At 44.7% G+C, this 20,909-nt stretch carries 18 protein-coding genes; 9 read left to right on the forward strand and 9 right to left on the reverse strand.

Annotated elements, in window-relative coordinates; translation table 11 throughout:
* Positions 1-25: 25 nt before the first annotated feature.
* The 5 genes from ABDV94_RS12185 to ABDV94_RS12205 all read left to right on the forward strand — a co-directional run bounded on the left by ABDV94_RS12185 (position 26) and on the right by ABDV94_RS12205 (position 6,547).
* On the forward strand, positions 26-211 hold the full coding sequence (locus ABDV94_RS12185; protein ID WP_343747463.1) for a hypothetical protein: 186 nt from the start codon (positions 26-28) through the stop codon (positions 209-211).
* 11 nt (positions 212-222) lie between these two features.
* Positions 223-2,169: a histidine kinase gene (locus tag ABDV94_RS12190; RefSeq protein ID WP_343747464.1), complete on the forward strand. Its 1,947-nt coding sequence runs from the start codon at positions 223-225 to the stop codon at positions 2,167-2,169.
* A 58-nt stretch (positions 2,170-2,227) separates the two neighbouring features.
* Positions 2,228-5,122 carry a T9SS type A sorting domain-containing protein gene (locus ABDV94_RS12195; protein WP_343747465.1) on the forward strand — a complete coding sequence of 965 codons (2,895 nt, stop codon included), beginning with the start codon at positions 2,228-2,230 and terminating at the stop codon, positions 5,120-5,122.
* A gap of 80 nt (positions 5,123-5,202) precedes the next feature.
* Positions 5,203-5,895: an alpha/beta hydrolase gene (locus ABDV94_RS12200; protein WP_343747466.1), complete on the forward strand. Its 693-nt coding sequence runs from the start codon at positions 5,203-5,205 to the stop codon at positions 5,893-5,895.
* Positions 5,896-5,914: 19 nt separating this feature from the next.
* Positions 5,915-6,547, forward strand: coding sequence for a DsbA family oxidoreductase (locus tag ABDV94_RS12205; RefSeq protein ID WP_343747467.1), 633 nt, complete (start codon positions 5,915-5,917; stop codon positions 6,545-6,547).
* A 469-nt stretch (positions 6,548-7,016) separates the two neighbouring features.
* Here the strand turns inward: ABDV94_RS12205 and ABDV94_RS12210 are convergent, their stop codons facing one another.
* From ABDV94_RS12210 to ricT, 8 genes are all read right to left on the reverse strand, one after another.
* Positions 7,017-8,876, reverse strand: a complete 1,860-nt coding sequence (locus ABDV94_RS12210) for a T9SS type A sorting domain-containing protein (RefSeq protein ID WP_343747468.1) — start codon at positions 8,874-8,876, stop codon at positions 7,017-7,019.
* A 211-nt stretch (positions 8,877-9,087) separates the two neighbouring features.
* Positions 9,088-10,404, reverse strand: coding sequence for a peptidoglycan DD-metalloendopeptidase family protein (locus tag ABDV94_RS12215; protein WP_343747469.1), 1,317 nt, complete (start codon positions 10,402-10,404; stop codon positions 9,088-9,090).
* Positions 10,379-11,257, reverse strand: coding sequence for a DUF4292 domain-containing protein (locus tag ABDV94_RS12220; RefSeq protein WP_343747470.1), 879 nt, complete (start codon positions 11,255-11,257; stop codon positions 10,379-10,381). The genes ABDV94_RS12215 and ABDV94_RS12220 overlap by 26 nt, the downstream gene beginning before the upstream one ends.
* Positions 11,238-12,947: a tetratricopeptide repeat protein gene (locus ABDV94_RS12225; protein ID WP_343747471.1), complete on the reverse strand. Its 1,710-nt coding sequence runs from the start codon at positions 12,945-12,947 to the stop codon at positions 11,238-11,240. Before ABDV94_RS12225 ends, ABDV94_RS12220 begins: the two co-directional genes overlap by 20 nt.
* Positions 12,947-13,954: a sugar phosphate nucleotidyltransferase gene (locus tag ABDV94_RS12230; protein WP_343747472.1), complete on the reverse strand. Its 1,008-nt coding sequence runs from the start codon at positions 13,952-13,954 to the stop codon at positions 12,947-12,949. The genes ABDV94_RS12225 and ABDV94_RS12230 overlap by 1 nt, the downstream gene beginning before the upstream one ends.
* 8 nt (positions 13,955-13,962) lie before the next feature.
* Entirely contained in the window at positions 13,963-14,397 is a 435-nt protein-coding gene (gene dut / locus ABDV94_RS12235; RefSeq protein ID WP_343747473.1) for a dUTP diphosphatase, read from the reverse strand.
* A gap of 3 nt (positions 14,398-14,400) precedes the next feature.
* Complete coding sequence (locus ABDV94_RS12240) at positions 14,401-14,874, reverse strand: gliding motility lipoprotein GldH (protein ID WP_343747474.1); 474 nt, start codon at positions 14,872-14,874, stop codon at positions 14,401-14,403.
* Complete coding sequence (gene ricT / locus ABDV94_RS12245; RefSeq protein WP_343747475.1) at positions 14,855-16,324, reverse strand: regulatory iron-sulfur-containing complex subunit RicT; 1,470 nt, start codon at positions 16,322-16,324, stop codon at positions 14,855-14,857. Before ricT ends, ABDV94_RS12240 begins: the two co-directional genes overlap by 20 nt.
* Before the next feature lie 175 nt (positions 16,325-16,499).
* Here ricT and ABDV94_RS12250 point away from each other — a divergent pair, with 175 nt between their 5' ends.
* A complete protein-coding gene (locus ABDV94_RS12250) occupies positions 16,500-17,039 on the forward strand; it encodes a hypothetical protein (protein ID WP_343747476.1) in 540 nt (179 codons plus the stop codon).
* 44 nt (positions 17,040-17,083) lie between these two features.
* Here the strand turns inward: ABDV94_RS12250 and ABDV94_RS12255 are convergent, their stop codons facing one another.
* On the reverse strand, positions 17,084-18,199 hold the full coding sequence (locus ABDV94_RS12255) for a DNA polymerase III subunit (RefSeq protein ID WP_343747477.1): 1,116 nt from the start codon (positions 18,197-18,199) through the stop codon (positions 17,084-17,086).
* Positions 18,200-18,307: 108 nt separating this feature from the next.
* On the opposite strand from ABDV94_RS12255, the gene ABDV94_RS12260 reads away from it, so the two are divergent.
* The 3 genes from ABDV94_RS12260 (at position 18,308) to ABDV94_RS12270 (ending at position 20,835) form a co-directional block, all read left to right on the forward strand.
* Positions 18,308-18,973, forward strand: a complete 666-nt coding sequence (locus tag ABDV94_RS12260; RefSeq protein ID WP_343747478.1) for a hypothetical protein — start codon at positions 18,308-18,310, stop codon at positions 18,971-18,973.
* A 110-nt stretch (positions 18,974-19,083) separates the two neighbouring features.
* A complete protein-coding gene (locus ABDV94_RS12265) occupies positions 19,084-19,746 on the forward strand; it encodes a hypothetical protein (RefSeq protein ID WP_343747479.1) in 663 nt (220 codons plus the stop codon).
* A 102-nt stretch (positions 19,747-19,848) separates the two neighbouring features.
* Complete coding sequence (locus tag ABDV94_RS12270) at positions 19,849-20,835, forward strand: glycosyltransferase family 9 protein (RefSeq protein ID WP_343747480.1); 987 nt, start codon at positions 19,849-19,851, stop codon at positions 20,833-20,835.
* The last annotated feature ends 74 nt before the right edge of the window (positions 20,836-20,909 follow it).

Here is a 20,909-nt window from a genome sequence, read left to right on the forward strand (position 1 = left end):
TTTACCTCCATTGATGAAAATCTTAATGATAGACGACGAAAAAATGGCGCGGGAGCATTGCCCGCTGGTATTCGCGCAGAGTCAGATCAATGACCTGTTGGTACGCAAAGCCGATCGCGTTCCGGGGGCTTTAAAAGAAATAGAAGATTTTCATTTGTACCCATCAGAGCTATTTGGTGCATCTGCGCTATGTGGCACAATTAGTAATTAAAACGTGAATGCATGAATTTTTTCGGAAAATCAACCCGCTTACAGATTACCGGTCGTTTGATGACAGTTGTTTTGTGCTGCCTGTTTGCCGGATTAGCTTATTCGCAACCGAAAGAACTGTTGGAACAACTCCGGCGGCACAAGAAAGAGGATACCGTGAAAGCGAAGTTGTATTACGAGATCGCCAGAAATAGTTTCGGTTTAGATACACGGTTGTATAAAGCATATACGGATAGTTCGTTTCGATTGGCTTCCAGGCTAAAGTTCAGCCAGCAAATAGCATTGACACATTCCGCTTATGGGTTCTATTATTCCTTGACGAACGAATGGGGCAAAACCATGTATCATCTGAAAAAATCAGATAGTATTTACAAAAGATTGGGAGATACATTCCGGATAATAAAAAATCAGAACTACTATACGAATTATTATAAATTCATCGGAGATTATGATAAAGCACTAAAGAACTGCCTGGAAATTCTAAGGTATTACGATAAACACCATATAAAACCTGAAAAAGCGGCATTACTTGGCGAAATCGGGGGATTGTTAGACGATCTCGGACGCGAAGAGGAAGCAGAAATATACTATAGAAGAGCCATTGATCTGTTTAAAGAATTAAAAAACGATATGGAGATTTCCCGGATCTTGCTCAATATAGGGGGCTTAATGGCGGGACAAAAACGGTATGCCGAAGCAGAATCGTATTTAAACAAGTCATTGGATATTCAAAAAAAATTGAAGGATGAAGAACGGATATTTGCCTGTAAATTGAACCTGGCATTTATTTATAGTGAAACAAACAGGCCCCAAAAAGCGGTGCAGCTGGTAATGGAATGTGATGCGTTTTATGAAAAATATGCAGATACAGTGAGATTGGTGATGACAGCAATGTATAAGTCGACGGCGTATAGAGGACTGAAACAATACGATAAGGCCATTGCAGCCTTGAGCTTGAGGTACCCGTTAATTAAAGGCAACCCGAGACATCTTGGCCTTGAATCAAATTTCCAGAGAGAATTTTATCAAGTTTACAAGACAATGGGCAATACGGATTTGGCACTGAAATACCTGGAAGGATCCAACGCGCTTTTTGCGGCCAATCAGGATGCAGAGATTCAACGTGCGATTTCTCGTGCGCGGGAAGAATACGAAACGGAAAAAAAACAGGAGGAAAACAAACGACTTAAAAAAGAGAACGAACTCAAGGACCTGCAAATCAGCCAGCGCAATTACCTGGTGTATGGATCGATTCTCTTACTGATTCTCATCAGCATCATTGCGGTCATTATCGTTCGAAACAACCGCCTGAAAGCACAAAAAGCAACCATGAAAATGGAACAACGCTTGCTGCAAAGCCAGATGAATCCGCATTTCACCTTCAATGTACTTAACGCAATTCATAACCACATGCTTAAAAGAGATACGGAAGAATCCGGGACGCTCCTCACATCATTTGCCCGTTTGGTGCGGTCTGTTCTGCAGCATTCCTCCAAAGACACTATTCCTCTGACAGAGGAGTTAAACTGGTTGAAAGATTACATCCGTTTACAGCAATCACGCTTTACCAATTCATTCAACTACGTGATTGAGATCGATGATGAGTTGTCGCCCGACAATGTACTTTTACCTCCAATGCTGATCCAGCCATTCATTGAAAATGCAATAGAACACGGTTTTACAGAATCGGATAAATCCGGAGAGTTGCGCATTTCATATAAGAAGACTGAAAAAGAACAACTGGAAATCCGAATCACGGATAACGGAAAAGGATTCTCTACCGAGAATGCGGTCAGTGAGAAAAAAGGACATGAATCAATGGCACTTCAAATTACCGAAAAACGGATTCATTTGCTCAATAAGCGCAGAAAAGGGGCCTTTAAATTTGAGATCGCTTCCAAACCTTCTGAGGGAACAACCGTGTTGTTTTCCATCCCGTATCGGACACTTTTTGATTAAAGACCGGCTGTTAATCCATCCGGGATTTTTTTAATTTTGTCAAAATCAATTTGACCAGATGAAAACAGCTAAAATTCTTTTGGTTTCCTTGCTAAACCTTTTTGCGTTTGGCTTACATGCACAAAGTTCAAATGTACAGGGAAACTGGTGGAAACCCAACGGTGCGGTTTATACGATTACGAAAGACACTGCAAACGGAATTGTATACATGGGCGGGGATTTTTCGTACATCGGCCCGAACCTGCCTTACGGGATTTTAACAGATACTTCCGGAAGCCAAATGCTATCCATCCGGCCGAACGCGCAGGTGGATGTTGCTATTCCTGACGGAAACGGAGGTTTTTATTTGGGTGGTAGTTTTACCAAAATAGGGAATGCTGTCCGTAAATACCTTGCACATATCGACGCATCGGGCCAGCTAACCAACTGGAATCCTTCTCCGAATAATTCCGTCAGAACAATGTGTAAATCAGGTTCAACGATTTATGTCGGTGGCTTCTTTGATTCCATTGCCGGGCAATCCCGATTTTGTTTAGCGGCCATTGATTCTGTTACCGGGCAGGCAACTTCCTGGAATCCGAACCCGAATGGGGTTGTACATGCCCTGGCTGCTTATGGTTCAAATATCTATGTTGGCGGTCCTTTTAACACAATAGGAGGTCAGCCGCGAAATTACCTGGCTGAAATCAATAAAACAACGGGTGTTGTAACATCGTGGAATCCCGCTCCTGATTCTCAGGTTGATAAACTGACGGTTACAGGAACATCGTTGTTTGTAGGAGGGTATTTTTCATTCATTGATAATCAGATTAGAAGCCGATTGGCAAATTTTGATCTGAGCAATCACATGCTCACAAGTTGGTCACCTCAGTTTAATGGGGATTTGTTTTCCATGTTGGTAACGGATTCGGTGGTTTATCTGGGAGGTCTGTTTACGGATATCGCGGGTCAATCCCGGAATAATTTAGGGGCTGTCAACAGAACAACCGGTGATGTTCTGCCCTGGAATCCAAATGCGAATAGCGCAGTTTATTCCATTTATCTTCAGGATACGACTCTTTATGTCGGTGGAGCATTTGATACGATCGGTGGAAAAGAAAGAAGTCATCTTGCAGCCATTGATAAGTTAACGGATTCGGTATTGTCCTGGAATATGGGGGCGGGTAATTATGTACAAGTTATTACCGGAAACGATTCCATTTTCTTTATCGGTGGCGCATTCAATTCAATCGGCGGAAAAGTTAGAAAGAATATAGCGGCCATTGATCTGAGTAATGGCTTGCCTACCGATTGGGGACCTAAAGTGGATAACAAAGTACGATCAATCTCATTGAACGGTTCGCTGGTATACATTGGCGGAGACTTTTTCTCAGTGAATGGTTCAAACAGGTTCTCCCTGGCTGCATTGGACAGGAACACCGGGAACCTGACTTCCTGGAATCCTTCGGCCTCAAGTACGGTTCATTCTGTTATTGCAAAAGGGCCGGTTATTTTTGCCGGTGGCGAATTTACTTCAGTAGGTCCGAATCAGGCATGGTATCTTGCAGCAATCGATTCTACGACCGGAAATGCACTACCCTGGAATCTGAGCGTTTCAGGAACTGTTCACACCATGGCATGGCAGGATTCATCATTATTTATCGGAGGAACTTTGGAAGGTGTTAACGGAGTTTTGCGAAATCATGCTGCAAAACTGAATGCTTATACCGGTGTTGTGAGTCCGTGGAATCCGGATGTGAATGAAAAAGTAACGAGTATTTTGGTTCGTGATACGGTGGTTTACCTGGGGGGAGAATTCACAATCGTGGGCCCGGACTTCAGAAACTATCTTGCAGCTGTAGACGGATCAACCGGTGCAGCAACATCCTGGAACCCGAATGTGAATGGAAGTGTATATCACCTGAATGAAATCAACGGTCAGTTATTTGCAGCGGGGGAATTTACTTCTGTAGGAAACCTTCAAAGAAAGTATGTTGCGGCAATTGATCAACACACTGCACTTGCCCGTTCCTGGAACCCTAATCCGGATATGGTGGTGCGATGCATTGAAGCAATCGACACATTGTTGTTTATGGGTGGGGATTTTACCACGATCGGGGATAAACCGAATAGTTATTGGTCTGTTTTTGGACCATGCAATGCAACTCAGTTGGGAATTTCAAGTAGTTATTCGATACCGTCGGATGTAAATAATTGCAATGGTGCAGCGCAGCTAACGGTGGAAGGAACAGATTCCTTTGTTTTAATAATCGATAACGACTCCCCAATGGATGTAGCAGCACACGCTATATTCATTGAAAACCTGTGTCCGGGGATTCATGATATTCAAATTTCCGGAGACTGCGGTCAGGATTTGACAACTCAAATCGTCATCCCGGTCGATTCGAACTACGTTTTCAACAACCCGTTCCTGGACTCTTTGGCGATCGACTCGCTAGGAGTAACGGTAACGAACTGCGACATTTACTACGCTGGAATCGATACGGCGTACATTGATTCCATCTGGGCGATTGGAAACACGGTGAACGTGGTTTGGAATATCATTGATTCCAACGGGTCGAATTTCGACACGACAAGCTACGTTCTAAATAACGGAAACGGTGTGTACTGGTTGCAGCTGAGTGTATTCTGTCCGAACAAATCAGTGGGAGAATATTTCTCGGTAACGGAAGCTATTTACTTCAGCAACGGCTCGGTTTCCACCGCCGGATTGACGGAATCCAAACAACAATTATTCGAAGTTTATCCGAATCCGACGACCAACCAGGTACGCATCAACTTCTCCGGATCGGATGCCGAACTGACGGTTTACGACCTGCAGGGAAAACAGGTGTTGAAAGACCGCATTCAAAACCAGGAAACGATTTCGCTTGAAGGCTTCGAACGCGGAGTGTACCTGTTTGATTTCAGAAATTCACAAGAACACAGCGTGCAGCGGGTCGTAAAACAATAGCGATTCCAATTTTATGATATTGAAAATCCGTTTTCCAGGCAACGATCAGGAAAACGGATTTCTTTTTTATATTCGGTTGTATGAAAAAACTGATCATTCTTCACGGAGCATTAGGCTCAAAAACCCAGTTCGAACAACTTGCCGGCCTGCTGGGAACATATTTTGAAGTGCACACCCCGGACTTCGACGGACACGGATCGAAATCCGCTTCCCCAAACGCTTATTCAATGGAATTGTTTGCACAGAACCTGGCGGATTATATGCAGGCAAACGGAATTAAAAAACCGCTGGTCTTCGGTTACAGTATGGGTGGTTTTGTGGCGCTGAAACTGGAAAGCATGCATCCGGGATCATTGGAAGAACTCGTCACTCTGGGAACCAAATTCGATTGGAGTCCCGAGAGTGCTGAAAAAGAGGTGAAGATGCTGAACGCGGAAAAAATCGAAGAAAAAGTGCCGGCTTTTGCTTCGTATCTGAAATCCCTTCATGGAGAACAGGAATGGAAAAGCGTGCTCGAACGAACTGCCCGGATGATGCTGCAAATGGGAAATGAAGCGGTACTGACTGCGGAAGACTTCTCAAAAATCCGGATTCCGGTTCAGTTGTTGAGAGGTACGAAAGATGTGATGGTATCAGAAGCAGAAACGACAAACGTACAGGATCAGCTCGCGCATTCGGTGTATCGTGAAATGGAAAACTGGCAGCATCCGATCAACCTGGTTTCCCCGGAGGAACTAGCACAACAATTGTTAAGTTTGTATTTACCAGGGTAAATTGATGTAATTTTGCAACATGAAAATTGAAATCTGGTCGGACATTATGTGTCCGTTTTGTTATATCGGGAAAAGACACCTGGAAGCTGCTTTGAAAGCATTTCCGGGAGAAGAAGTGAAAATCGAGTGGAAGAGTTTCCAACTGGATCCGGAAATCGTTCCGCAACCCAATAAAAATGTGTACGAATACCTGGCGGAGCGAAAAGGCATGACCGTTGAAGCATCGAAGCAGATGCACGAAGGAGTGGTGGCAAGAGCCGCTGAAGCAGGATTGGATTACCATTTTGAAAAAGCGGTGATCTCCAATTCATTTGACGCACACCGATTGATCCAGCTTGCAAAAACCAAAGGATTGGGTGATGCAATGGAAGAAACGTTCTTCAAAGCCTATTTCACAGACGGAAGAGATTTGAATAACAAGGAAACTTTGATGGAATTGTGCGTCGCTACGGGACTGAATGCCCTGGATGTAAAAGAAGTACTCGAAGACGAAGACATCTTTGCGCAGGCGGTAAAAAGTGACATCGTTGAAGCCCAGCAGATAGGAGTTCGCGGAGTTCCGTTTTTTGTCTTCGACCGCAAATATGCCATTTCGGGGGCGCAGCCGGTAGAACACTTTGAAGAAACGATCCGTACGGTATTGAATGCGTAAGAGACCATTTTGAAATAATGGGAGAAAGCCGGGATATGATGTCCCGGCTTTTGTTTTTTTAGAACGTGAATTCGCCATATCGCCATATTGCGAACCCCCTGATACGACTGGGGTACAGAGCTATTTTTTATGAATTCCCTAAAGATTTCTGGGGATGAGAGTCGGACCGGCAAGAGAAGATGGAGAGTCTCAACAGACTTTTTTAGAACGTAAATTTGCAAATTTGCCAAATGGCGAACCACTTGCTACGAGTGGCCTGCAGAGCTATTTTCTATGGATTTCCTAAAGATTTCCGGGTACAAAAGTCGAAACGGAAAGAGAAGAATCGAAATCTGCCTGCTGTTTTGAAGCGTCATTTTCCCATATCGCCATATTGCGAACCCCCTGATACGACTGGGATGTAGAGCGATATTCCGGGAAATGTGTTCTAAATCGGGTCTGATTTCTACCGAACGGAGTCGAAGACATCTTACCGCACAATCAGCTTGTACTTTTCACTGCCGGCGTTCAAACTGATCCAGTACATTCCCGATTCAAAAGACTGCGTATCCAATAAATAAGCAACTTCCGAATTCAGTGTGTTTTGGAACACTACTTTCCCCAAAGCGTCATACACCCGGATGCTGGTGATCGGTTCGTTGGAGATCAGCGTTACCATCCCTTTATCACTCGGATTCGGGTAAATCTTCACCTGCTTGCTTTTCAAGCCGTTGTTCACCGAACGGATTTCAGATAAATGGAACGAACCGTTTTGATCCACCTGTTTCAATTGGTAGTACGAGATTCCCAAAAGCGGATGCTCATCCAGAAACGAATAATCGATTGTCGACTGTGAATTTCCCTGAGCCTGAACAGTTCCCAGAGAAGACCAGTCTTCCCCGTTGTTCGATCTCAAAACCTCAAAGTAGGCGCTGTTGTGTTCACTTGCAGTTTGCCAGGTCACAGTAACCTCTCTGCTGTCGATTAAAGTTGCGTCGAAGGTTACCAGTTCAACCGGAAGAGGACTTACTGTGAAATCTTTTGTGGCGATCGTATAATACCCGTCCATGTTTAGCACCTGGTTAGTAAAAGTGATCGTATTTCCGGAAGCAGCACTTGCTGTTCCGACCTCCGTCCATGCGCCGGTTTGTCCCGCACGGTAAACTAATACGTAATTTGAAGCGGTTCCCAGGTTCACGCCAGACATTCCCGCATCATTGGTGTTGAACGTCAGGTTGGTAGTGATCACAGTTCCGGTATTGGTGACATCGATGTACCAGATGCGCTGCCAGCGGGAAACATTTGTTCCCGTAATTCCGGCAACATCCGTAGTGATTTCACTGTTTACCGGAGTGGTGTGTCCCGCCAGGATGTAATCACCGTCATCAAGTCCTGAAACGGAAAGGATGCCCAGCCCGGCACAGGTAGAAGGGGCAAACTGCGGGTTGGTAGCCCCGTTCGCGTCTCTGCCGATTCCGGCTACATTCCGGTCGTAATTTCCGTTTGCGGGATTGTCTCCCACGTACATGTCATTGGTCGTTAAGGGAATATCGTATTTAGCGGATAAATGATTGTTGATGATAATGCGTTGTGCATCGTTCACTTTCGTGCGGTACATGATGATTTCTGAAATGTATCCATTAAATGCACGCGGGTCGCCCAGGTGTGTTGCACCGACTAACAGAGGTGAGGTTTTATCCGGAACCAGCGCGCTGCTTTCCGTACCGGTAGCCTGGAGTAACTCCTGATCGAAAATGGTGGAACGCTGCGATGCAGTTAGCGTACCGTCGTAAAAAACATCGTAAATCTTATTGGTGTTTACCGTATTGACAACTGAATTTGCAAAACGGTTGTTGTCGTTGTCGATATCCACAAAGAGTCTGCTTCCGGTATAGAAGAAAATCATGAAGGCTTCTTCGTTTCCAACGTTGTTGCGCTTGCTGATAATTGATTGTGCATCCGAAAAACCCTTCATCCGGGTAACGGTGAAAAAGCTGTATCCGCTTGTATTGTCAAAAATGGGATTGTCGGGTGTTATGAAGAAATCATTCTGACCGGAAGAGCCGGCGTTGTCGAATTCAATTGCAGGAAAACCGTTCATGAGCGAACTCACGAACAACGGTTGTTGCGGAGCATTGGTCTGACTTAAAACCGTCCCGTTCCCGGATTGATCAGTCCAGGTGGAAACAGCCGCGCCGTTTGTTGAAGTGCTGGTTCCGGCATCTGCTTTCAACCACAATACATTCGATGCAGAAGTTCCTACACCTGCAGGACCGGTTTGCCCGAAAGAGAAAAGAGAATCCAAAACCAGTAATGGAAACAATGGAAATAAAGAAAGCGATCTGCTCATACTCTTACGCATTTTGTATCTGTTGCAGAATAGTGACCAGGCGGGGAGAGGTGAGTCAAAGTTAAGGTAAAATGTCGGTTTTCAAGCTCTTAAAAGACGTTAAATGAAGGATTTGCACGAATAATTTATTATGCATGCATTATGAACGAGTATTTAGAATCTTGTAATCCAAATTGTTAAAATTGGATTAAGAATGGAATAATTTTGATGATTACTGAGCCAGCCACAAAGTCGGGTTGATGCGCTGAACTGTCCCTTCAACAACCTGGTGGATTTCAAAATGCGCCGTTGAAAGGTTTCCTTCATCGTCAGCAAGCAGCGAACCGATGGATTGTTTTGAACTTACTTTATCGCCTACGGAAACATAAGCTTCCTGCAGGTTACTGTAAACCGTACGGTAAGCTCCGTGTTTGATGATGACCACTTTTCCGGCTCCCGGAATATTGAGTACACTCGTTACTTCTCCGTCGAAAACAGCTCTCACCTGGGAATTTTTCGGTGCACCGATATCAATCCCATTATTGTTCGTAAAGACATTCGGAAGTGTCGGATGGGCATTTTTACCATAATTCTCGGTGATGGATCCTTTGGCAACCGGCCAGGGAAGTTTCCCCCGGTTCGATTCAAAGTTTTTACCCAGGGCAATGTTCTCTTTGGTGTCGGTGAAGGTGACCTCTTTCGTTACGGCAGGGGTACTGCTCGTACTGGTTTTCGGCGAAGATGCGGTAGAAGCAGAACTTTTCGCAGCAAGTGCTGCTTTTTTCTCCGCTTCTTTCTTGGCTTTGGCTTCAGCATCAGCAATTTCTTTCTCAATTGCCAGCTTGATTCTGCGTTTCAGTTCGGATTTCTGGCGTTCCTGCTCTTTTAATTCCGCCATCAGGGAACTTTCATCCTTACGGAGTTTGTCCAAAGCCTGTTGTTTTGCAGACTTGTCTTTTTCAATCTGTTGTTTTTCAATGATTTTCTCTTGCAAAAGACCCTTTTTGTGCTCTTTTTCCGCACTGATATCTTTGATTTCCTTATGAATCGTTTTTTCGTTTTGCAGGATGACTTTGAACTGCTTTTGCTGAATTTCCGAAAGGCGTTTCAGGTAAGAAGTACGCTTCACCGCTTCAAAATAGTTTGAAGAGGAAAAGATAAACATCATTTTAGCAGATTTGTTCCGGTGCTTGTAAGCATAGATCAACAGCTTTTTATACTGTTCTTTTAGCCTTACGAGTCGCTTTTGAAGTTCTTTGATTTGTTCTCCTTTGGAAGAAATGGTGAGTTCGGCACTGCGGATCTGGTTGTCGAAGTTACGCACCAGTAATTCACGGTTCTTTACCTGGTTTTCGATCAGCTTCAGTTCATTCAGAGAAGTTTCTGTTCCTTTTTTTACTTTATCCAACAGGGATTTCGTAGTGGAAAGTTTCTTCTCCAGCTTGTTTTGTTCCGCCTGCAGCTGATCGCTTTTTTTCTGGGACCAGCTGATCCCGGCAACAGCCAGCAGGAAGACGAGCAAACTATTTTTTAGCACCGCAGTTGTCATAGTCTTCCGGTATTACAAAGTAAATTTCCTGAGGAGTATTGATTTCAGTCTTGTCATAATCCATCGTTAGAACGATGTGATTGCGAGCGGTTACAATATCAATTACCACTTCTTTCGGGAGCAGGTACGTATCTACAGTGTCGCGGCTGAGGTAATCAACAGAAATGTGGGTTGTATCTTCCGGGCTGTCGATTACCATGCGGCTGATGCTTTTCAGGGACGGATGAATGAAATAACGGATCATGACATTGTTGTCCTCTTCATCGTTATTGTCGTTGTTCCGGTCTCTCCGCGGATTATTGTTTTCCTTGTCGTGCTTATTCTTGTTTTCCTTTTTAATGACGCGTTTCCGGTGTGATGAAATGATGTAGTTATGCGGATCATTAATCTGGAAATACTTTTGAGTTGTGTCATATGCAACCGGGAGTCCGAGCAAAAGCTCTTCAATATTGCGGTAATCGAAATCAACACCGAAAGCTTCTTTGATATAACTCATATTGGTGCGGATGGCACACTTGTCTTTCCGGTTCGAAATGAACAGGGAATCACGACGGATCAACGAATTCACGATTGGAATTCCGGCATAGGTAATCATCGGGTTGATGATGCTGTCTTTGATCGAACGAATAGATGTTTTAAAGCTGATTCGTCGGTTGGTGTCTGAAAAATGACACTTGATCTTGGTATAAAACGAATTCGGACGGATGGTAGAAAGACTGTCCATAACGTGGATCAACTCGCTGGTTTTTCTCTTCTCCACCTTTACGGGTTTCTCAGCCATCGGCCTTCTCGCACACGAAGCAAGAAGCACCAACAGTGCAAGACTTAACCATTTAATATTCCGGATCGACATACGTTTTTGTTTGAATTTTTTTGCTTAATGACTTATTTTTTGAACCGAGTGAAAGTGCTTTTTTCCATAATTCCATCGCTTTGGAGGAATCTCCGAGTTTAAAGAAAGCATCGCCCATGTGTTCCACATAGTTTTTGTTTTCTTTTTCCAGCTCATCTGCAATGGTAAATTGTTCCAGTGATTGTTTGAATTTCCCCTGTTTGAAAAGGATCAATCCTTTGGTGTCGTGATACGGAGCCTGGTTTGGTTTCGTATCCAATACTTCGTTGATCAGTTTTTCAGCCTTGGTCAAATCCATATTGGCCAAAGCCAGGCGCATCGCATAATTGTTTTTGGTCAGCAGGTTATCCGGGAAAATAGCCAGTGCTCTGTCATAAGCTTCAGCACCTTCCTGGGATTTCTTCATCCCGAAAAGGGCATCCCCTTTTTGAGCATAAAACTCGGATTCCATTGCAGGGTCGTTCACCACCAGTTCTTTTCCGGTATCTGCCGCATCAACTGCTTCCTGGAAACGATCCAGTTGTACGCAGGCAATTGTATACAACAGCTGCACATTGGAAATAGTGGGGAACAAAGCACTGCATGCGCGTGCATCTTTGTACAGATCGTCGAATTTCAACAATTCATATTCCAGGATCAATACCTGGTTCCAGATGGGGAATTTGTTTTCCTCAAATTTCAACGCTTGTTTGTATGCATTCAGAGCACCTTCCTTGTCGCTGTTACGAAGCAGTAAATCTCCTTTGATGGAATAACTTTTGGCATTGTTCGGGTAGTTCTGGATCAACAAATCAGCCAATTCTACCAGTTCTTTGTCAACCACTACCTGCTTTTCGTACAGCTCCAAAATCAAAGACATTTTGGTGTCCAGATCGATATCTGTTCCCTGGAATGCCGCCTTGAAATAATTGTAAGCTTCCGGCTTGTTCATCTGGCGGTAGTACAAATCTCCCAAAGCGAGGTTTGCACGGGCATTCGTCGGATCGTTTTTCACCAATTCCACCAGCATGGACTGGGCCTTGGAGATTTCGCGTTTGGAGAAATAATAATCGACCAGCGTTCCGATCAGACTCAGGTCATCCGGGTACACTTCACGTGCTTTCTGAATTTCTGCAAGTCCTTTGTCGTCTTGCTTCATGGAAAGATACAACTCAAATTTCTGGATCGACAAATCGGGTAGAACACCCAACTGATCTTCCATTTTGGTGATCGAATTGATGGCATCGTTTTGGCGTCCAAGGCGTTTCAGAATTTCAGCATGCGCAAACAGCCAGTCCACATTGGAAGGCTGTGCTTTCACCATTTTGGCAAAGCATTTTTCCGATTCTGCAAACTTGCCCTGGTTGTAATACATGTAGGCGAGTTCCTGGGTATACCAAATATTGTTCGGATCGAGCCTGGTAGCCAGTTCCGTGTATTCCGAAGCCTTGCTTTTGTTGTCCAGTTGCAGGTAGCACTGACTCAGTCCGAAAGCAGCGGCATCATCTGCCGGACGCATGGTCAGACAGGAATCAAATGCCTGGATAGCATCGTTAAATTGTCCCTTTACTTTGTAACGGATCGCATTGTGAAACGCCTGAATATAAGCCATATCCTGTTTGGAATTGGTCTTTTCAGAAGTGGCTGCTTTCTTTGTTCCGCAGGAAGCGAAACAACATGCCAGAATACCGATGTAAAGGAAATGTCTCATTAGCTGATAATTGAGTAGTCACTTAAGCTCAAATCCCGGGCCAAACCTTTGTATTTTGAGTGAGATCCCAGCATGGAATTGTGCATGTTCGCATCCACGATGATGGAATAATTCTGTAAAATACTGTTTTTAATGATCGAATTGGTCACCACAGAACCTTTCCCGAGAGAAACGTGAGGTCCTACAACGGAATTTTCAATAATCACATCTTTCCCTACATAGCAGGGAGGGATAATTACCGAATTCAAAACCTTTGCAGAATCATCTACCATGTTTACACCTTTTTCCTGGTCGTATTCCAACACGCGCTGGTTGGTAATCACGGTGACTTCTTTGTTTCCGCAATCCAGCCATTCGTCTACTTCGCCCGGTTTGAAGCGCTTTCCTTTTTCAGTCAGTCTGCGCAACGCATCGGGAAGTTGGTATTCGCCGCTCTTTATGATGCCGTTTTCTACCAAAAAGTTTAATTCGTCTCGTAAAGCGACCCCGTCTTTGAAGTAATAAATCCCGATCATGGCCAGGTCGGAAACAAATTCTTTCGGTTTTTCAACGAAGTCGATGATCTCCCCTTTGTCGTTCATTTTCACGACCCCAAAAGCACTCGGGTCTTCGATCTGTTTCACCCACAGAATTCCGTCTGCGTTGGGATCAATGGTAAAGTTTGCACGGAACAGCGTATCGGCAAAAGCCACTACAACGGGCCCGTCCAGTAATTTCTCCGCACACAAAACGGCGTGTGCCGTACCCAGTGGTTTGTCCTGGTAGAAAATACTTCCTTTTGCTCCCAGTTTTTCAGCCACCTTGATCAGTTCGTTCTCGATTTCAACTCCGAAATCACCGATCACAAACCCGATTTCTTCAATTGGTTCGTTGCAGACTGCTGCAATGTCTTCCACCAGGCGGTGAACGATCGGTTTTCCTCCAACCGGTACAAGTGGTTTCGGAACGGTGAGTGTATGCGGTCTTAGTCGGCTGCCCCGCCCCGCCATTGGAACGATTACTTTCATAGTCTGTATTAATTTTTTCCAGTACTCCCGAAACCACCGGCTCCGCGGTTCGTTTCGGAAAGTTCATCCGTTAGTTTCAATGTTGCCTGCACAAAAGGAGCTACAACCATCTGTGCAATGCGTTCACCGTTTTCGATGAGTACGTTTTCTGCCGACAGGTTAATCAGTAACACACCGATTTCCCCGCGGTAATCCGCGTCAATGGTTCCCGGCGAATTCAGTACGGTCACTCCCTGCTTGAATGCAAATCCGCTTCGCGGGCGGATCTGAACTTCGTAACCGCTTGGAATCTCCAGGTACAATCCCGTAGGGATCAACCGGCGCTCCAGGGGTTTGAGGGTGACTGCTTCTTCCAGGAAAGCACGGATGTCGAGACCTGCAGAATCTGTTGTAGCATATTCCGGCAGTTCGTTTGTAGATTTATTGATGACCTTGATTTCCATGGGTTATTTCTGATTGGGATCTTTGATAACTGCGAAACTGATATCCATCACGTTGCGCGCGCTTTGTTCGGTAATTCCCTGCTCGAATGTGAAGGTGTAGTTTCCTTTCTGGGGGAATTTGCGGTGTCTGAAATAGACGGTGTTTTCCACGATCGTTCCGGAAGCTTCTCCACTCCAGGAACCGTCCGGGTTGGCAATCTTTATTTCCACCGGTTCACGCCCTGTTTGTCCTTTTGGTGTCTTCGAATGAATGAAAAACCACAGGTTATTGAAGGCATAATCCGTGGTGGTACGAATCGTGATCTGAATGGTATAAAACTGAGTGGTGTCCGGAACTGAAACCTGGAATACAGGCTTCACATTCTGTTCCCAGGAATTATTCTTGAACGAATAAGACTTGTTGTAGAGCGGTGCATCTCCGCAAGAGCAGAGAATCACGATCAGAACAACGATCCAGCTATTTTTCAGTACCTTCATTTCCTCCCTTATTTTTACGCGGCGGTCTGCGGCGATTGGTTCTCTTTTTATTCGGGTTTGCCTGAGCCTGAGGATTTGCTCCGCCTGCATTTTCAACGGCAGCTTTATTCTGAGTTTGCTGTTGCTGCGGTTTGTTTTGCTGTTTCGGCTTAGTCTCTTGTTTGGGCTTGTTTTCCTGTTTTGGTCTATTGTCCTGCTTCGGCTTACCCTGCTGCGGTTTGTCCTGTTTTTGAACCGGTTTCGGGTTTGCAGCAGCGCCTTGTGCCATGGCTGAAGCTGTTGGCGATATGCGATCTGCCTGTGCCCCTCCTTTCGATTTTTTCTTCTTGCGTTTTTTGTTTTTGCTGAAGGTATTGTCGAAACGGTTCAGGGAATCCTGACCAACCACGTTGTCGTAATCCGGCTCTTTGCGCAGGATGGGAGTAGCCACGTCGAAATCTTTCAAATCGGCCGGTTTTTTACCGGATTTATTGACTTTGATGATGTCCTGAACGCGTTCCGGTGAAAGTGCTACAAGACCCACGCCGATGGAAGCTTCTCCTTCGTACATGTACCACAACTGGCGTTTGAAAACATCCGTTTTGATGTGGAATGCGGTTCCCTTTTCGGTCTGCAGTTTCACATCCGTACTTGGAAACGATTTGATTGCTTCCAGGTACATATCCAGCTCGTAGTTCAGACAGCACTTCAGTTTTCCGCATTGTCCGGCTAATTTTTGCGGATTCAGTGACAATTGCTGGTAACGTGCCGCTGCTGTGGAAACAGAACGGAAATCCGTCAACCAGGTGGAACAGCACAATTCCCGTCCGCAGGAACCGATTCCGCCCAGTCTCTGAGCTTCTTGTCTGGAACCGATCTGGCGCATTTCGATGCGGATCTTGAATTGATCCGCCATGTCTTTGATCAGCTGACGGAAATCTACACGGCCTTCTGCAGTGTAATAAAACGTTGCTTTTGTGAGGTCTCCCTGGTATTCTACGTCGGAAATTTTCATTTCCAACCCGATATTGACAGCCAGGGTTCTGGCCTGGAACATCACTTCCGATTCAAGGGAGCGTGCACGTACCCATTTGTCAATATCTTCCTGATTTGCAACACGCAAAATCTTCTTGGTCTCCATTGGTTTCAAACCCGGAGCTTTCTTTTTGACCTGAATTCTGGCTAATTCACCTACTACGGAAACAACCCCGACATCGTATCCGGGACTTGCTTCTACAACTACCACATCGCCTACCTGAAGCGGGAAGTTTTTCGCGTTTCTGTAAAACGTCTTGCGACTGTTTTTGAAGCGAATTTCAAGTATATCGTAAGGAGCATGTCCGGCTGGAAGCTGCATGTTTGCCAGCCAATCAAATACCCCTAGTTTATTACAACCACCAGAACTACAGGTTCCATTATTCTTACAGCCCCGAGGCGTACCGCCTCCGCTGCTACACGAGGAACATCCCATAGTTTACTAATTTGACTGTAAAAATACTAAAATTAACAGTTGCTTTGAGCATTTTTGCGCCGACTTCACAACAGCCTTTTGTGAATAGTCCTGAAAGACTTGAATTTGCTTGTTTTTGGGAATTGCGTTGAAAAAATTACCTTTGGACATATTTTTACTCATTCAATTCAACCCGATGAATCGTAACATTCTTTTTTTACCAGCCCTGTTTTCCGGATTACTGATTGTTGCAGCTTGTAATAACGGAAACAACGACAAACGGAGATCATTCGCCGATGTAGTGGAATACAATGATTTTGTTGTGGATCAGGTGAACGGGCTGGATTCAGCCTACGTTCTTTCTGTCGATACGGAACAGGGAATAGACGTCTGTATGCGAAAATGTGATTCGCTGGTGGAGCTTTGTAACCATGCTACGGAAGAATTGATGGGAATCCAACCTTTTGAAGGAGACAGCTCGTTGACGATGCAGGCACTGAAATATGTTCAGTTCATGCGTAACAACGGAGAACATGAGGTGAAAAAACTGTTGAAAATGATCGAAGCATATCAGCAGATGGATTACGATGCTGATCCGGAAAAAGAGGAGCAAACGCTTGCTGATATCGATAAGGCGGCAGACCTGCTGGACGAACGCTACGAAAAGGAAATCAACCGGCTGGAGGCTGTTCAGACAAAATTATCTCAGAAACACGACTTCCGGGTTTTGAAATAGATGAGAAAAAGTTCAAAATAAGTTTATTGAACTTTTAAACACTCCTAGGCTCTGTGAATGAAGCGCATGACCTGGAAACACAATTGTGTGAAAAGCAGTTTTCCAAATGCATTCCGGTCGATGTGATAGTGGGCATCGTTGAAGATTTCCATGAAATCGATGATGTTGTTGTTCGAGATAAATCGCGCAAAATTGGCCAGAAAAGCCGCTTCTTCCTGTGAAACACGCGTAAGCATATCCTGGGTATAATTTTTCAGCATGCTTTGGCGAACCATATGGAGTGCGTACTGAACAAACTGTTTTTGCCCTTCGCGTGACAGTGTTGAAACCTGGTCTGTCCAGTCAAGCATCGCATTCACATCTTTCTTGAAACAAACCCGCATCAGCTGGATAAACAATTCCCGGAACAAGTTTGCCTCAGACTGGTCTCCCATGATCTGCTGCGCGTCGATGAGATTTCCGTTGCTTCGTGCCGCAATACTTTCAGCGAGTTGTCGTCCAACACCACTTCGTTCCACCACCTGTTGAATGGTGTCCATCGGGTAGGATGGAATACGCAGAATCTGTGTCCGGGAAAGAATCGTTGTGAGCAGTTTGTCCGGGTTGTCCGTAACGAGCAGGAACAAGGTTTTAGCCGGTGGTTCCTCCAGGATTTTCAGCAATTTATTGGCACAGGTGGCGTTCATTTCCTCCGCCATCCAGATGAGCATGACTTTGTAGCCTCCTTCATAGGACTTTAACGAGAGTTTTTTCACGATCTCCAGGCTTTCTTCGGTCCCGATGATCGGCTTGCGCTCTTTGTCGTCCATCCGTTTCGTCCAGTGGTACAAGTCGAAAATCGGCTGCTCCTGGATTTGTGTTCTCCATAGTGAAAGCAGTGGATTGGTTGTTTTCGAAATCGTTTGAACCGTTGGGAATGAGAAGTGCAGATCCGGATGTTGCAGATCGTTTACTTTTTTGCAGGAAGCACAACTTCCGCAGCTGTCATTTTCCTGTTTGTCCTCGCAAAAAATATACTGAACAAAAGCCAGTGCCAGCGGAAGGGTTGCGTGACCTGACTTTCCAGCAAAAAGCTGAGCATGACTGATTTTCCCGCCTTTAACCTCTTCGATCAAATGCGATTTTATCTCTGTTTGTCCCGGTATTGTCTGAAATTGCACCGCGTAAAGTTAAAGCTTCTTTTCGAACAACAGGATGTAAAAAAGACATAAAAAAGATGGAAAACCGAATCAAAGTTCCTACATTGTATAAGTTAAAAAATCACTATTATGAGAGTATTTGTTTTAATTATCGGGTTTTGTTGCTCTTTTTCTGCGGCATTATTGGGACAGGAAATTAAAATGACCGAAGAGTCGGTATCGTTTTCTGTCGGAGTCAAAAATGCCATTGTCGCAAGTATCCCTTTTGCGAAAAGAGCTGTTGTGGAGAAACAACTGAAATCCGAACTGAAGAGTTGGAAGGGAAAAGTGGTTTTATCGGGTGATGAGTACCAGGTTTTACAGGGAAAAAACAAAATTTTCGGGGAAAGCCACGTGAATGTGTATGCGAAGATCATCGAAACGGTCGATGAGATTAAAGTGGCCTTTGTAGTGGATAAAGGCGGCCGGTTTATGACCGCTGCAGAAGATCCGACGGAGTACAAGGCAACCTGGGAGAAGGTGAAGAAATTCGGTGCAGAAGCGGCTGCGGCTAGTATCAGCATGGATGTGGATTCGGATAAGAAAGCGCTGAAATCGATGGAGAAAGAAGAGAAAAAGATCAAAAAGGAGATCGAAAGTTCTAAAAAAGACATCGAGAATTACCAGAAGAAAATTGAACAGTCTCAGAAAAACATCGAGGCAAAACAATTGGAGCTGAACAATAAGCAGGAAGAGATCAAAACGCAGAATCAGCAGATTTCGGACCGTAAAAAAACAGCCAAGAAAATCCAATAAGTCAGTCCGTTGGGACGCGAGGCCGAGGAACAAAGCACTGTCTGCCACAGCAGAAAACGCGAAAGGACAGGAAAAGCTTTTGATCAGTAAACAACACATAACTATACGACATGAAACAATTAACGCTAATCGTTGCAACAATGCTGACTACCTGGGTAGTGGGTCAGGAAGTAAAAACATCCGGTGAGAAAGTGAGTTTTTCACATGGAACCTATGATGCCATTGTCGTAACGATCCCTTATGCCAACAAGGATGTGGTGGAGAAGGAGTTGAAGTCCGAAATGAAAGATTGGGGAGGGAAATACAACAGTTCGAAAGACGAGTATACGACCAAACAATCCAAACTGAAGGCAATGGGAGACAAGTATTTTGACGGATACGCAAAAATCATCGAAAGCAGCGGTTCCGATATCAAAGTGGCTTTCGCAGTTGATTTGGGAGGAGCTTATTTGAATTCCAGTGATCACCGCGATCAGTATAAAGTGATCGAAGACCGCGTGAAAAAGTTTGGTCAGAACGCATCCAAAGAAAGTGTCAATGGGATGATCGAACTGGAAACCAAAGCGCTTAAAAAACTGAACGGCGAGAAAGAAGATTTGCAAAAAAGCATCGAAAGTTCGAAAAAGGACATCGAAAGCTACAAGAAAAAGATCGCTGACGCCGAGCAAAAGATCAAGGACGATGAATCTGCAACTCAGAAAAAAGAAGGAGAGATTGCTGCTCAAGGCAAAAAACTGGAAGAAGTTCAGGGGCTTTTGAAGAAGATTAAATAACGGATTCTATAATTAAGCAGGAATCCTTGGGGTATGTGGGAATGTGGGTACGTGATGCATCGCGAACCCACATTCCCACATTCTTTTTTATACCTTTGGTGCATGAAAATCCTGGTTGTCCGTTTTAGTTCGATTGGAGATGTGGTACTCACAACACCCGTTGTGCGCTGCCTGAAAGAACAATTGAGCGGTTCGGAAATGCACTACATTACCAAAGAGTCCTTTAAGCCGGTGCTGGAAGAAAATCCATACATCGACCGGATAATTACGATCCGTAAATCGGTTGATGAGGTGATTGATCTGCTGAAACAGGAACACTATGATTATGTGGTTGACTTGCATCACAATGTGCGCACCCTGCGGTTGAAGCGGTCTCTCAAAGTAAAATCCAGCGCTTTTCCGAAGAAGAATTTCTCCAAACTGTTGCTAACGACTTTTAAAATCAACCGCATGCCGAAAGTTCATGTGGTGGATCGTTACTTTGAAGCGGTGCAAAAGCTGGGAGTCAAAAACGATCAAAAACCAGGTGATTTCTTCCTGACCGAAAACGATTCCGTTGACTTGCCGGCATATGAACTGCAAGAGAAATCATTCATTGCGGTGGCAATGGGCGCGCAGTTTGCTACGAAACAAATGCCCCTTTCTCTGATGGCAGGTGTGCTGGAAAAAGTAACGCAGCCAATCGTCTTGCTTGGCGGCCCTACCGACTCGGAGCGCGCCGTGGAATTGGTTCGAATGCTCGGAAATAAGCGGGTGATTGATTTATGCGGTCAGTTATCGCTTCGTCAATCTGCTTTCATGACCAAAACCTGTAGCAAGTTACTGACCGGAGATACCGGTTTGATGCACATTGCCAGTTGTTTCGAAACACCGATTGTGAGCGTTTGGGGAAATACCGTTCCCGATTTTGGAATGTATACCTATGCTCCGCAGAATCCGGGATTGTATTCCATACATGAAGTTGCGGGCTTGTCTTGCCGACCGTGCTCGAAGATTGGGTACAAAGAATGTCCGAAAAAGCATTTCAAGTGCATGAACCTGCAGGATGTGGGAGCGATACAGATGAGTTTAATTGAAAATGTAAAATGAATAATTGAGAAGGCTGGAATCGAAGAATTCGGGCTGATGATACATGTTACTTGCTAATTAACAAGTAAAAAATG

It is taken from the genome of Fluviicola sp., assembly GCF_039596355.1.
GTDB lineage: Bacteria > Bacteroidota > Bacteroidia > Flavobacteriales_D > Crocinitomicaceae > Fluviicola.

Coding starts and splice junctions, on each gene's coding strand:
- ABDV94_RS12230 (WP_343747472.1), bottom strand. CDS start 13,954: ATGAAAGTAATCGTTCCAATGGCGGGGCGGGGCAGCCGACTAAGACCG.
- ABDV94_RS12250 (WP_343747476.1), top strand. CDS start 16,500: ATGAATCGTAACATTCTTTTTTTACCAGCCCTGTTTTCCGGATTACTG.
- ABDV94_RS12185 (WP_343747463.1), top strand. CDS start 26: ATGATAGACGACGAAAAAATGGCGCGGGAGCATTGCCCGCTGGTATTC.
- ABDV94_RS12200 (WP_343747466.1), top strand. CDS start 5,203: ATGAAAAAACTGATCATTCTTCACGGAGCATTAGGCTCAAAAACCCAG.
- ABDV94_RS12240 (WP_343747474.1), bottom strand. CDS start 14,874: ATGAAGGTACTGAAAAATAGCTGGATCGTTGTTCTGATCGTGATTCTC.
- ABDV94_RS12265 (WP_343747479.1), top strand. CDS start 19,084: ATGAAACAATTAACGCTAATCGTTGCAACAATGCTGACTACCTGGGTA.
- ABDV94_RS12270 (WP_343747480.1), top strand. CDS start 19,849: ATGAAAATCCTGGTTGTCCGTTTTAGTTCGATTGGAGATGTGGTACTC.
- ABDV94_RS12215 (WP_343747469.1), bottom strand. CDS start 10,404: ATGACAACTGCGGTGCTAAAAAATAGTTTGCTCGTCTTCCTGCTGGCT.
- ricT (WP_343747475.1), bottom strand. CDS start 16,324: ATGGGATGTTCCTCGTGTAGCAGCGGAGGCGGTACGCCTCGGGGCTGT.
- ABDV94_RS12205 (WP_343747467.1), top strand. CDS start 5,915: ATGAAAATTGAAATCTGGTCGGACATTATGTGTCCGTTTTGTTATATC.
- ABDV94_RS12190 (WP_343747464.1), top strand. CDS start 223: ATGAATTTTTTCGGAAAATCAACCCGCTTACAGATTACCGGTCGTTTG.
- ABDV94_RS12220 (WP_343747470.1), bottom strand. CDS start 11,257: ATGTCGATCCGGAATATTAAATGGTTAAGTCTTGCACTGTTGGTGCTT.
- ABDV94_RS12195 (WP_343747465.1), top strand. CDS start 2,228: ATGAAAACAGCTAAAATTCTTTTGGTTTCCTTGCTAAACCTTTTTGCG.
- ABDV94_RS12210 (WP_343747468.1), bottom strand. CDS start 8,876: ATGAGCAGATCGCTTTCTTTATTTCCATTGTTTCCATTACTGGTTTTG.
- ABDV94_RS12260 (WP_343747478.1), top strand. CDS start 18,308: ATGAGAGTATTTGTTTTAATTATCGGGTTTTGTTGCTCTTTTTCTGCG.
- ABDV94_RS12225 (WP_343747471.1), bottom strand. CDS start 12,947: ATGAGACATTTCCTTTACATCGGTATTCTGGCATGTTGTTTCGCTTCC.
- dut (WP_343747473.1), bottom strand. CDS start 14,397: ATGGAAATCAAGGTCATCAATAAATCTACAAACGAACTGCCGGAATAT.